Annotated in this window: 9 protein-coding genes; 4 read left to right on the forward strand and 5 right to left on the reverse strand. The window is 67.0% G+C overall.

Annotation, left to right across the window (positions count from 1 at the left end):
- Positions 1-146 precede the first annotated feature (146 nt).
- Positions 147-1,733 carry a M14 family zinc carboxypeptidase gene (locus ACFCV3_RS40775; RefSeq protein WP_376040371.1) on the reverse strand — a complete coding sequence of 529 codons (1,587 nt, stop codon included), beginning with the start codon at positions 1,731-1,733 and terminating at the stop codon, positions 147-149.
- A 167-nt stretch (positions 1,734-1,900) separates the two neighbouring features.
- Here ACFCV3_RS40775 and ACFCV3_RS40780 point away from each other — a divergent pair, with 167 nt between their 5' ends.
- Positions 1,901-2,581, forward strand: a complete 681-nt coding sequence (locus ACFCV3_RS40780) for a histidine phosphatase family protein (RefSeq protein ID WP_376040374.1) — start codon at positions 1,901-1,903, stop codon at positions 2,579-2,581.
- Between the two features lie 28 nt (positions 2,582-2,609).
- Here ACFCV3_RS40780 and ACFCV3_RS40785 read toward each other — a convergent pair whose 3' ends face one another.
- From ACFCV3_RS40785 to ACFCV3_RS40795, 3 genes are all read right to left on the reverse strand, one after another.
- Positions 2,610-2,963: a VOC family protein gene (locus ACFCV3_RS40785; protein WP_376040377.1), complete on the reverse strand. Its 354-nt coding sequence runs from the start codon at positions 2,961-2,963 to the stop codon at positions 2,610-2,612.
- A 3-nt stretch (positions 2,964-2,966) separates the two neighbouring features.
- Positions 2,967-3,800 (reverse strand): GyrI-like domain-containing protein, encoded by an 834-nt coding sequence (locus tag ACFCV3_RS40790; RefSeq protein ID WP_376040379.1) that lies wholly within the window; start codon positions 3,798-3,800, stop codon positions 2,967-2,969.
- Positions 3,801-4,070: 270 nt separating this feature from the next.
- Positions 4,071-5,969: a ricin-type beta-trefoil lectin domain protein gene (locus ACFCV3_RS40795; protein ID WP_376040382.1), complete on the reverse strand. Its 1,899-nt coding sequence runs from the start codon at positions 5,967-5,969 to the stop codon at positions 4,071-4,073.
- A gap of 250 nt (positions 5,970-6,219) precedes the next feature.
- Between ACFCV3_RS40795 and ACFCV3_RS40800 the strand changes: the two genes are divergently transcribed.
- Positions 6,220-7,455 (forward strand): family 16 glycosylhydrolase, encoded by a 1,236-nt coding sequence (locus ACFCV3_RS40800; RefSeq protein ID WP_376040385.1) that lies wholly within the window; start codon positions 6,220-6,222, stop codon positions 7,453-7,455.
- A gap of 160 nt (positions 7,456-7,615) precedes the next feature.
- Here ACFCV3_RS40800 and ACFCV3_RS40805 read toward each other — a convergent pair whose 3' ends face one another.
- A complete protein-coding gene (locus ACFCV3_RS40805) occupies positions 7,616-8,821 on the reverse strand; it encodes an ROK family protein (RefSeq protein ID WP_376040387.1) in 1,206 nt (401 codons plus the stop codon).
- Between the two features lie 248 nt (positions 8,822-9,069).
- Here ACFCV3_RS40805 and ACFCV3_RS40810 point away from each other — a divergent pair, with 248 nt between their 5' ends.
- Complete coding sequence (locus ACFCV3_RS40810) at positions 9,070-10,119, forward strand: LacI family DNA-binding transcriptional regulator (RefSeq protein WP_376040390.1); 1,050 nt, start codon at positions 9,070-9,072, stop codon at positions 10,117-10,119.
- A 170-nt stretch (positions 10,120-10,289) separates the two neighbouring features.
- A complete protein-coding gene (locus ACFCV3_RS40815; RefSeq protein ID WP_376040392.1) occupies positions 10,290-11,972 on the forward strand; it encodes an ABC transporter substrate-binding protein in 1,683 nt (560 codons plus the stop codon).
- Positions 11,973-12,005: the final 33 nt, after the last annotated feature.

Raw genomic sequence — 12,005 nt, forward strand, 5'->3', positions numbered from 1 at the left:
GCAGCAGACTCACCATCGCCCCCAGTCCCAGCTCACCCGCGTCCTCGCCGACCAGCCTGGTAGTCCCCGTGCCCGGCATCAACACGACGTGACGAACCGTGCCCGTTCAGGCACGCCCCGCACCCGATCAGGCGAGCGCAGTGCACTCATCCCGGCTGCACACCGAACTTGGCCGCGCTCTGCAGGAGCGCGATCAGGGCGGCCTGAATCTCCCGGTTCTGCTTCTGGAACTGGGGATTGTGGGCGGCGTAGACGGGATGGAAGAGTCCTTCCTCGTCGTCCCCGGCCTCGAACACGCACGCGTAGGTGGGCGGCCGGTCAGGCCTGATGAACTGCAGCGCGGTCGCATAGTTCTGGCTGGTCGAGGTCAGTGGCCGCTTGTACTTCCCCGCCGGCCGGGCATCCTGCTTGATGAGGTGCAGGGTGTGGTACTCGGCGAAGCCACCCGAGGGCGGCAGCTCACCGCGATTGGCCGAGCGCAGGATCGCCGCGCCCATCAGCCGGCTGATGAACTCGTTCCGCTCGGCGATCCGCGGCGGCAGGTACTCCTTGTAGTCCACCCGGCCGACCGGGAAGCTGGGGTCGTCGGCCATCAGGCCGTCGCGGGTCCCGTCGTACTGCGGGTTCCGGTAGTTCATCGCCGGGACGGTCCCGTTCTCCTCCATCCCCCAGGACCACATGATGGCGCGGCCGGCGGTGTGGACATCGACGAAGTAGCTGATCGGATAGTTCTCCATCAGCGTCGCGACGTTCCTGGTCTCGATCTCGGACAGCGGCGCGGAACCGCGGTACAACTCCCCCACGGCACCGTCCCCGGGCGTCTTGTCGGACGGTGGTTCTTCGTAGCGCGCCAGGTACAGGTCCATCTGGTAGTACCTGTCGAAGTCCCAGGCGATCGGGAAGTTCCGGTTGATGTCGACGCCGTGCGCCGGACGGCCCTGCGGATCCGGCCCGACCGGCCGCCTGCTCTTACGCCAGCCGTACTCGTGGATCTTCGGGTGGTCCAGGTCGAATTCGCGCCCGTCCGGATTGGCCAGCGGGAAGATCAGCAGATCGACCTTCTGGATGATCGGGACGATCGTCTCGGCCTTGATCACGAACTCCGGGAAGTACTGCGGCGCATCGCTCGGCCGTGGCTTCTTCTTGTCCGCGCGGAAGGTGATGGTGGTCGCCGGGAAATAGAGATCGGCGCCGTCGTGGTAGGCGGCGAGCAGGTTCTCCGCGAGGGACAGCAGAGCGTCCGGCGGGACCCACTCCCGGCCGTGCAGCCCGCCGGTGAACAACACGACCGGGCGCTTCGGCCCGGACGGTCCGACACCGATCTTGAGATAACTGCACTTGTTCCCACCGCTCGTCGTTTCGAGCATCGTCCGCCGGCAGTAGTCCGGGTACTTGCGGGCCAGGGCTTCCAGACCCGCCTCGATCTCGGGCGCCCGCCGGGGCTTCAGCAGCGGGCCGGGAGTGACACCTCCGGAGAATGCGGCGGCCTCGGTCGGCGGTGGGCTGCCGATCTCGTCGTAGTACGCGAGGAGGTCGGCATCCGTCATCAACTCGTAGACGTCGCAGCCGCGCTGCTCCAGAACCGGAATCACCGTCGGCGGCGCCATCGCGGCCACCCGCCACTTCACACCGTCGGTCCAAACCCTGGCGCTGTCGGTGTCGAGGTCGAGCTCTTCGATGTCGCGGAGTCCCTCGAGCACCTCAGCAGTACCCACCACACGCAGCAGACTCACCCTCGGCCTCCCAGTCCCAGCTCGCCGCATTCCTCGTCGGCCAGCCTGGCCGCTGCCGCTGCGACCATCAACGCGAAGTCACCGGATGTGCCTGTTCAGGCACCCATCCGACCCGATCAGGTGATCGGGGCGGCCTGTGAGAAGCTCCGAAGCCGCGAAGGAGGACCATGAGGCACATCTACCTCGTCACACATCCCGAGGCACAACATCACGTCGACGGCCTCGTCGGCGGCTGGTACGACTCCGAACTCACACCCCGCGGCCACCGCCAGGCCGAACGCATCGCCGACGTACTGGCGAGCCGGATCGGCGACCAGCCCGTCGAGATCTACTCCTCCGACCTCCGCCGAACCGCCCAGACCGCAGAACACCTGGCACAGCGCTTCTCGGTCGACGTGCGCACCGATCCCCGCCTCCGCGAGCGCACCAACGGCGAGGCCGACGGCCGCCCCCAGGCCTGGCTCACCGAACGCCGCATCCCCCTCCCCGAATCCGGCAACCGCCTCGCCCACCACGACGGCCCCGCCGGCGCCGAAACCCGCCTGGCCCTGGTCAACCGCCTCTACCCAGCCCTGGCAGACATCCTCAGCCACCCCGCCGAAACCCAGATCATCGTCTCCCACGGCTCCGCCTCCAGCTACCTCATCCTCGCCTGGCTAGGCATGCCCAAAGCCGCCACCGACCGAGCCTTCTTCCCCCTCACCTCCGGCAGCATCACCACCCTCCGCCGCAACGACACCCACCACAGCCACCAAGTCATCACCCTCAACGAGACCCACCACCTCTACGACCTCAGCACGAACGACAGGAGGTGTGCGGCACCGGATGGCCTGGGGGAAGCGGGTTGAGCGTGCCGAAGGCTCGGGGTGGGACTGACTAGGCTTTGTGTTCGGCGAGGTCGAAGACGTTGCCTTCGGGGTCGGCGAGGGTGATCCAGTGGGTGCCGTACTCGTTGTGCTCGTCGAGGCGCTGGGCGCCGAGGGCCAGCAGGCGGTCGAGCTCGGTGTCCCAGTCCGCGGTGGCGAGGTCGAGGTGCAGGCGGTTCTTGACAGTGCGGGGTTCGGGGACCTGGAGGAACATCAACGTGGGGCCGTCCGCGGCGCGGTTCACGGTGGCGAAGAACTCGTTGCCTTCAGCATCTACCTCGACCGACAGGACGCCGGCCCAGAAGGTGGCCAGGGTCGCTGCGTTGGCGCAGTCGAAGGCGATGTTCTCGAGGGTGATGGACATGGTTCAGCCTTTCGCTACAGGGGAATCAGTTGGTAGCTGCTGGATCGGCCAGCAGACTTCAGTGCGGTAGGAAGCCTCGTCGGGGGTGTCCCCGGGCGCGACGACGTACAGCTCACGGATGGGGCCGGGCGCAACAGAGCAGTGCTCGGCGACATGGGAGCCGAGCGCGCCGTAGGTGCGGTCGAAGTCGGCCATCGCGCCGGCGTGCACGGCGATGGCGAAGAACCCACCGGGCAGGTCGACCAGCTCGAAGCCGTCGGCCGGCTCCTGGCTCGGCGCTACCGGCAGGAACGCGATCACCTCACCCTCGTCCTCGGTGAAGAAGTCATCGCTGTACGTCGCTCCCGACGTCGCCCGGATGTCGTGCACGGCGGCCAACTCGTTCAACCGGCCGAACGACTCCACGCACCACGGCCCGATCTGCTCCCGCTCGACCCGGCCACGAACGCCGTACGCACGGAAAGGTGGGATGTACCGGTAGTCGACGTGCAGTGGCTCCGGCGTGGCCGTCAGCAGACTGCGCAACGAGGTGACCACGTCCCGGGTCACCTGGAGCTCGCGCTCCATCCGGTCGAGGTGCGCGCGGAGCGTTTCCTCCCGCTGCGCCTGATCGGTCGACGAGACGAGAGCCCGTACGTCGGCGATCGGCATCCGCAGGTCGCGGAGCCGCCGGATCAGGAGCGCGACGCCGACCTGGTCGGTGCCGTACCGCCGGTACCCGGACGACGGATCGACCGAGGCGGGCGCGAGCAGCCCGATCTCGTGGTAGTGGTGCAGCGTCTTCACGCTGAGGTAGGTCATCCGCGAGAACTCGCCGACCGTCACTGTCGCCGTCATGCGACTGGGTCATGTCTCTTGGTTCCGCGCCGTAGCGAGCATGTGCTCGGTGCGGTAGCTCGGTGTGCTGGAGGGGAGGCCTCGATGCTTTTCCATCGTGGCCTTTCCTCCAGTGCGGCGAGGTGCCGTGCCGAGTGCAGCGCAGTAGGCGGGGAATCAAGAGACATGACCCTAGCTTGGACCCTCCGGTAACCGGAGGGTCAAATGCCCGCAAGTACCAAGGCCCGCCCGGGGGCGGACGGGCGGGCCTTGGCAGAGAAGACTGCTAACTCAGGAGATGGTCCACTTCTGGTTGGCGCCACCGCCGCAGGTCCAGATCTGCAGTGGAGTCGCGTTGGCCGAGTTGTTCCCGGTCACGTCCAGGCACTTCCCGGCCTGTGGATTCACCAGGTCGTTGTTCGAGTAGGTCCACTGCTGATTCGGGCTCCCGGCAAAGCACGACCACAGCTGGACGCGGGTGCCGTCGGCGGTGCCGCCACCGGTGACGTCGAGGCACTTGCCCAGCGCCCGTACGGTCCCATCACCCGGGCGAGTCCACTGCTGCGCCGCCGAGCCGTTGCAGTCGTACAGCTGCACCGCCGTACCGTCAGCAGAGTTCGCACCGGCGACGTCGACGCACTTGCCGGCCAGACCGGTGATCTGACCGCCACCTCCGCCACTCTGCGAACCGTTCCAGACAAAGGTGGCCGACGTCTTCGTGGGCAGCGTGTAGATGAAAGACTGCGAGCCCCAGTTCACCCGCACCGACTGCGAGCCACCGGTGGTGTTGAACGCGATCAGCGCCTTCGAACCGTCCGGGTTCTTCCACGCCACGTTCTTCACCGAGTTGTTCGCGGTCGAGTCGATCCGCAGCGCACCCGGCCGGACGTACTTGGTCAGGTGACCCATCGTGTAGTACTCGACGTTCTTGTCCACCTGCCCCGCACGACTGCCACCGCGCTGCACCGTCACCAAGCCGGTACACACGTTGCACCCAGCACCGACGTACGGGAGGTGGTTCTGGTCGAGCGCCATTCCCCACTTGACCCACGACTTGTCCCAGTTGCGGGTGTAGTCGATCAGGTTGTTCATGTCCTCGACCTGCTGGTTCGGGATCCAGGTGCCACCCGAGTGCTCGGTCATGTACGCGTTGACGGCCGGGTACTGGTTGTGGATCTGCGTCTGCAGGCTCACATCACCGCCGTACCCGTGCCAGGCGATCCCGCCGAACAGCGGGTCGTTGCGCAGCCCGGCGTCGGCCAGCGGGACCGAACCGAGGTCGTTGTAGTTGCCCCAGTTGTAGTCCAGCACCATCACCTTGGTGGTGATGCCGGCCGCCCGGAACGCCGGGAACAGGTGGTTCTTGGTGAAGTTCAGCAGGCCGGCGCCGTTCCAGTTCATCGACGCGTAGCCGGTGTTGTCGGTACCGCAACAGGTCGGCTCGTTCTGCACCGTCACGTAGTCGATGCGGTTGCCCTGGGCCGCGTTCTGCTGCACGTACTTGACGAAGTACTGCGCGTACATCGGGTAGTACTCGGCCTTCAGCCAGCCACGGTTGGTGAACTTGTTGTTGTCCTTCATCCAGGCCGGCGCACTCCACGGCGACCCCATCACCTTCAGCGCCGGGTTCAGCTGCCGGGCCTGCTTGGTCAGCGGGACCACGTCCGCCAGGTCGTGGTTGATGCTGAAGTCGTTCAGGTCGCAGCAGGTGTCGTCGTACGAGTAGTTGAACCGGGCCAGGTCGGAGGCACCCATCGGGTTCCGGACGAACGACAGCCCGATCCCGTTGACCGGGTCGAACAGGTCCTTCATCACCTGGTTGCGGGTCGTCGCCGAGATCGTGTTGCTGCTGTTCAGCAGCCACGCGGAGCTGTCGGCGAAGGAGGCGCCGCCACCTTCCCAGGACTGGTACGTCGTGTTCTCGTTGACCGTGATCGTCTGGTTCGCCGTACCGCCGGCCGGGCCGAAGTTGACCGGGGTCTGCTGCTGCAGACCGCGGGTCACGTTCTGGCCGGCCGAGTCGTTCGTGGTGGTCAGGTAGACGTTGACCTGTTCGCCGGCGGCCTGGGCCACCGGGGCGGTCGCCGTACCGAAACCGAATCCGGTGGCGGCCACGCACAGCGCGGCCACCGCGACCGGCAGGGCACGGCGTCGGCGGTGGGCAGGACGGAACAACCCGTTCGCGGGCATGGGCGGTCTCCCTTGCAAGGCCTGACAGACAGGGGGATGTTGTGGCGTCTGCCCGCGCCGCAACGGTGTGTCAGCACGAGGGAACCATCGGTGGTCACCGGTGTCAACGCCACAGCACGGACTTTTTTCAGGTCTTTTATTTAGTCTCGGTCTTGACGTGAAAGCGTTCTCACAGCAAGCTGCGGGACCAAATCCCCGAACCACAAATCCTGTCTCGTCCCGACCGCCCCCGTGGAGATTTGAGGCACGCATGAAACTGCAGCGTTCCCGCATCGCGGCCCTGTTCGCGACCGGTGCCGCACTCGTCGGCGCCGCCCTTCTGCAAGCACCAGCCCAAGCCCTGCCGCAGGCCCCGCAGGCCGAGCAGGCCGTGCTCGCCACCACTTTCGAGGACAACTTCGACGGCCCGGCCGGGCAGGCGCCGGACTCGAACAAGTGGCGTTACGACATCGGCGGCTCCGGCTGGGGCAACAACGAACGGCAGTACTACACCAACAGCACCCGCAACTCCGCCAAGGACGGTAACGGCAACCTGGTGATCACCGCCCGCCGGGAGAGCGGCGGCTTCCAGTGCCACTACGGCACCTGCGAGTACACCTCGGCCCGGCTGCTCACCGCGCAGACCTTCAGCCAGACCTACGGCCGCTTCGAGGCCCGGATCAAGATCCCCGGCACGCAGGGCGTCTGGCCGGCGTTCTGGATGCTCGGCCAGGGCGGCAACTGGCCGCACAACGGCGAGATCGACATCCTGGAGAACATCGGCCGCGAGCCCACCACCGTGCACGGCACCATCCACGGCCCGGGCTACTCCGGCGCCGAGGGCATCGGCGCGGCGTACCAGTCACCGAACGGCGTACCGTTCCGCAACGACTTCCACACCTACCGCGTCGACTGGACGCCGAACTCGATCGTCTGGTTCGTCGACGGCGTGCAGTACCAGCGCCGGACGCCGGCCGACCTCGGCGGCGACCAGTGGGTCTTCAACCGCCCGCACTTCATGATCATGAACGTCGCTGTCGGCGGGAACTGGCCGGGCTACCCGGACGGCTCCACCGTGATGCCGCAGCAGATGCTGATCGACTACGTCCGCGTCTCCACCATCGACAGCTCCGGCGGCAACGGCCAGATCACCGGCCTGGCCGGCAAGTGCCTGGACGTCGCCGGTGCCAACTCAGCCGACGGTACGACGGTGCAGCTCTACGACTGCAACGGTACGGCGGCCCAGTCGTGGAGCCGTCCGGGCGACGGCACGATCCGTGCCCTCGGCAAGTGTCTCGACGTGGCGAACGCCGGTACGGCGGACGGTACCCGGGTGCAGATAGCGACCTGTAACGGCAACACCGCTCAGCAATGGTCGTACGGCAACAACGACATCGTGAATCGGGGCAAGTGCCTCGATGTCACCGGCAACAATTCGGCGAACGCCACCCCGACCCAGATCTGGACCTGCGGTGGCGGCGCCAACCAGAAGTGGAACATCACCTAGTGGAGTGTCGTGGTTAAAGCTCGAGTGCTGGCGGTGTCCAGGTGGGTGCATCGCAAGGCGGAGGGGAAGCCTCGATGTTTTTCCATCGTGGCTTTCCCTCCAACGCCGCGAGGTGCCCGCCTGGGCGCCGCCAGTGCCGAGATTTAGCCGCGACGCTCCACTAACCAGCGGCAACCTTGGACGGGGGCAGTACGCCGCCGTCCTGCAGCAACCGCAGGATCGGCAGGGTCGCGGCGCCCAGGGCAACGGCGTCGCGGCCCAGTTCGCACAGCACGATCGAGACCTGGGAGTAGGGCTGGCGGAGCGCGTGCCGGCCGACCTCGGCGCGCAGCCGCGGCAGGTAGCGCTCGCCCAGCAGCAGGCCGGCCCAGCCACCGAGGACGATCCGCTCGGGGTTGACCAGGTTGACGAGATTCGCGAAGCCGGCCGAGAGATAACCGATCGTGTCGCCCACGATCGTTGCCGCGACCTCCGAAGTTTCCGCCGCCGCGAGCAGCTCCGCGAACGCCGCCTCCTCATCGGAGGCCGACAGCTCTCCACCGGCCTGGTGATAGCGGTCGAGCACGTCCTCGGCGCCGACGTACGCCTCCAGGCACCCCTCGGCTCCACAGCGGCACCCGCGACCGCCGTACACGATGGTGGTGTGGCCCCACTCGCCCGCGCTGCTGCGTGTCCCGCGATAGCTGGATCCGCCGGTGACGAGCGCGGCGCCGACACCTGAGCCGACCAGCGCAACCACGGCATCCGTCGCACCGCGGCCGGCCCCGAACCACATCTCGGCCTGGCCGAGCGTGTTCGCGCCGTTGTCCACGAGGATCGGAATATCGGTGCCCTCGGCAAGCATCTGACCGAACGGTACGGCGTCCCACCCCAGCGTCTGGGCGTGGACGACGGCATCCGCGTCGACGATCCCGAAGACCGCGACACCGACCCCGAGCACCGTCGAAGCCGGTACGCCGGAACTGCTGAGAACGCTCGCGAGCCCTTCCAGCACGTGCTTCACGACGACTTCGGGCTCGGGTGTCTCGATCGGATGGTCGACCGTGGCGAGCACGTTCATCGCGAGATCGAACAACTCGACCCGGACCCGGGTTTCGCCGACCTCGGCCCCGACGACGTACCGGAATTCGCGAGCGACCCGTAACAGCACGCGCGGCCGGCCACCCTCGGATTCGACCGAGCCGGCCTCCTCGACGACACCTTCCGCGATCAGCTCGGTCACCAGGTTGCTGACGCTGGCCGCGCTGAGCGACGTACGGACACTCAGCTCCTGCCGGCTGAGCGGGCCGTCGCGGTAGATGCCGGTCAGGATCACCGATCGGTTGGACCGGCGCATGTCCCGCACCGTCGTCCGCCGATACTCCATCGTTGCGCCCCCTGCTTGCCCCGGCCCCTGGCGGGCCGCTGGACCTGAGTCCATCACGCCCGGCGGCCGAGCCGGAAGGGGCGACTTTCTCCAAGCCGTGAATTAAGCCCCGTTTCGTTATCGCACCGTGATTGACGAGACCTGGGTCACTCGGCTTCACTCTACGGAACCGCTTCCGAAACCGGTTCCGAACACCGCCGCAACATCACAGCAACATCCGCCACCCCACCGCCCGAGGGGAGTTCAGCGTGTCCATCACCATCGCCGACGTCGCCGCACGAGCCGGCGTCAGCAAGACGACCGTGTCGCGCGTCCTGAACGGCAAGGGTGAGCTCGATCTGCGCACCGCCGAGCGGGTCCGCGCCGTGATCGCCGAGCTCGGCTACGTGCCGAGTGCCCGGGCGGTCGGCCTGGCCCGCGGCCGGACCCGGGTCGTCGGCATGCTGGTCCCGTCGCTGACCTGGCCCTGGATGGGCGAGGTGCTGCAGGGCGCGGTCGACGTGGTCGAGAGCGAGGGCTACGGCCTGCTGCTCTTCACGTTCAACCGCGGTGCGGAGTCCATGCACCAGTTCGCCTCCCAGGTGTCGGCGCAGTCGTTCGACGGCCTGCTGGTGATCGAGCCCGAGGGCACGCTCACCTACATCGAGCAGCTGCACGCGCGGGGTCTGCCGGTCGTCCTCATCGACGACCGTGACCACCGCCCCCAGTTCCCGTCCGTCGCCACCACCAACTACGCCGGCGGCCAGTCCGCCGCCCGGCACCTGATCGAGCTCGGCCGGCACCGGCCGCTGGTGATCACCGGTGTCGAACGGTTCGGCTGCACCCACGAACGCCTGGACGGCTTCCGCGACACCTACGCCGAAGCCGGGATCGAGCTCGACCCGAGACTCGTGTTCGAAGGCGACTTCACCCACGAGAGCGGACGCCACGGCGTCCAGCAGGCGCTCGACCGGCGTCTGGACTTCGACGCGGTGTTCGCGCACAACGACCTGTCCGCCGGCGGCGCGATCCAGGCCGTCCGGGAGACCGGGCGGAACGTGCCGAACGACGTGTCGGTCGTCGGTTTCGACGACATCCCGTACGCCCAGCACACCGAACCGCCGTTGACCACGGTGCATCAGCCGATGCGCCAGATGGGCCAGGCGGCGGCCCGGATGCTGATGGGCTATTTCGGCGGGACCCCGCTGCCCGAGGAACCCCAAGTGCTGCCGACGACACTGATCGTCCGCAGCTCAACTGCTCCCAAGTCCACTCCCAGGACCAGTCCGCCCGCCCCCACTGGCCGGTCCGCTCACTGAGGCTCCGGCGGCGGGGCAGCTGCCCCTGCTCCGCCGCCGGTGAAGTCCTCGATACCGATCTGTTAAGGCGTCCGCTCTTCCGATGAGAGCGCTTTCACGCCACTATGCACTGGCCCACCCGGCTCAGGGGTGGACCATCCGCCACACACAGAGATACACAGGAGGAACCGATGCGAGCACGACGGAGCGTCGCGCTGGCCCTGACGGGCTTGCTCGCGGCAGCCACACTGGCTGCCTGCAGTAGCGGGGACGGGAAGACCAGCGGAAGCGGTTCCGGCACCGCCGCCACCGTACTGAACGTGGGTATGCCGAACGGTCCGCAGACCGAGAACCACAACCCGTTCCTCGGCTCCTCCTCGGGCGCCTCGCTCGGGTACCGGTGGATGATCTTCGAGCCGCTGGTGATGATCAACGGGATCAAGCCGACCGAGCCCGGTAAGCCCTGGCTGGCCACCGAGTGGAAGTGGGACGCGAACTTCACCAAGCTGTCGTTCACGATCCGCGACGGCGTGAAGTGGTCCGACGGTACGCCGATGACCGCCGAGGACGTCGCCTACACCTTCCAGCTCCGGCAGAAGAACGAAGGCCTGAACTCCGACGCGATCCCGTACAAGACGATCACCCAGACCGGTAACAAGGTCGACCTGGTCTTCGAGCGGTCGCAGTTCGTCAACCAGAACAAGATCCTGACCGTCTTCGTGATCCAGAAAGCCCAGTGGTCGGCGATCAAGGACCCGAGCCAGGACACGCTGAAGACCCCGGTCGGCACCGGCCCGTACAAGATCAAGTCGTTCACCCCGCAGACCACCACGCTGGAACTGCGCGACTCGTACTGGCAGGACCTGCCGAAGGTCAAGGAGCTGCGGTACACGTCGTACAACGACAACAACGCGCAGACCACCGCGCTGGCCAACGGCGCCTCGGAGTGGAGCTTCGTCTTCGTCCCGAACGTGAAGGCCGTCTACCAGGACAAGGACCCGAAGAACCACAAGCTGTACTTCCCGGCGAACCTCGGCATCCACGGCCTCTGGATCAACACCACCAAGAAGCCGTTCGACGACCCGGCGCTGCGCCGCGCGATGGACAAGGTCATCAACCGCGACGACATCTTCATGCAGGGCGAGGCCGGGTACTTCTACCCGAAGGTCGAGTCCATCACCGGGATCCCGACGCCGGCCGGTGAGTCGTTCATCGCCCCGGAGTACAAGGACAAGAAGCACGCCGTCGACGTCGAGGGCGCGAAGGCCGACCTGGCCGCCGCGGGCTACAAGCTCGAGGGCAACGTCCTGAAGGACAAGGGCGGGCAGCCGGTCAAGATCACGCTGACCAACCCGGCCGGCTGGTCCGACTACATCACCGACCTGGAGATCATCAAGGACAACCTGTCCACGATCGGTATCGCGGCGACCGTCGACAAGGCCAACCAGGACGCCTGGTTCAAGGCGTTCGACGAAGGCAACTTCGAGGCCGGCATGCACTGGACCAACGGCGGCTCCACGCCGTACGACATCTACCAGAACATCATGGACGGCAAGATCCTCAAGCCGGTCGGCAAGGGCGGGATCAGCGGCAACTACGGGCGCTTCCACTCCCCCGAGGCGACCAAGCTGCTCGACACCTACGCCAACGCCACCGACGACGCGACCCGGCAGACGGCGCTGAACGGCCTGCAGAAGATCATGGTCGAGCAGATGCCGGTGATCCCGACCTCGGCGTCGAACGTCGGCGGTCTCTACAGCACCAAGAACTGGACCGGGTGGCCGGACGAGCAGAACTCGTACGCGCCGGGTCAGCCGACCCAGCAGAACGCTCTGCAGATCGTCCTGAACCTGAAGCCCGCCGGCTCTCAGTGAGTCCGGACCGCGGCGCCGGGAGCCCATCAGCGC

This window comes from Kribbella sp. NPDC056345 (genome assembly GCF_042262745.1).
Lineage (GTDB): Bacteria > Actinomycetota > Actinomycetes > Propionibacteriales > Kribbellaceae > Kribbella.

Bases quoted from the DNA above. Each gene is read 5' to 3' on its own strand.
- ACFCV3_RS40780 (WP_376040374.1), top strand. From the start codon at position 1,901: ATGAGGCACATCTACCTCGTCACACATCCCGAGGCACAACATCACGTC.
- ACFCV3_RS40785 (WP_376040377.1), bottom strand. From the start codon at position 2,963: ATGTCCATCACCCTCGAGAACATCGCCTTCGACTGCGCCAACGCAGCG.
- ACFCV3_RS40790 (WP_376040379.1), bottom strand. From the start codon at position 3,800: ATGACGGCGACAGTGACGGTCGGCGAGTTCTCGCGGATGACCTACCTC.
- ACFCV3_RS40795 (WP_376040382.1), bottom strand. From the start codon at position 5,969: ATGCCCGCGAACGGGTTGTTCCGTCCTGCCCACCGCCGACGCCGTGCC.
- ACFCV3_RS40800 (WP_376040385.1), top strand. From the start codon at position 6,220: ATGAAACTGCAGCGTTCCCGCATCGCGGCCCTGTTCGCGACCGGTGCC.
- ACFCV3_RS40805 (WP_376040387.1), bottom strand. From the start codon at position 8,821: ATGGAGTATCGGCGGACGACGGTGCGGGACATGCGCCGGTCCAACCGA.
- ACFCV3_RS40815 (WP_376040392.1), top strand. From the start codon at position 10,290: ATGCGAGCACGACGGAGCGTCGCGCTGGCCCTGACGGGCTTGCTCGCG.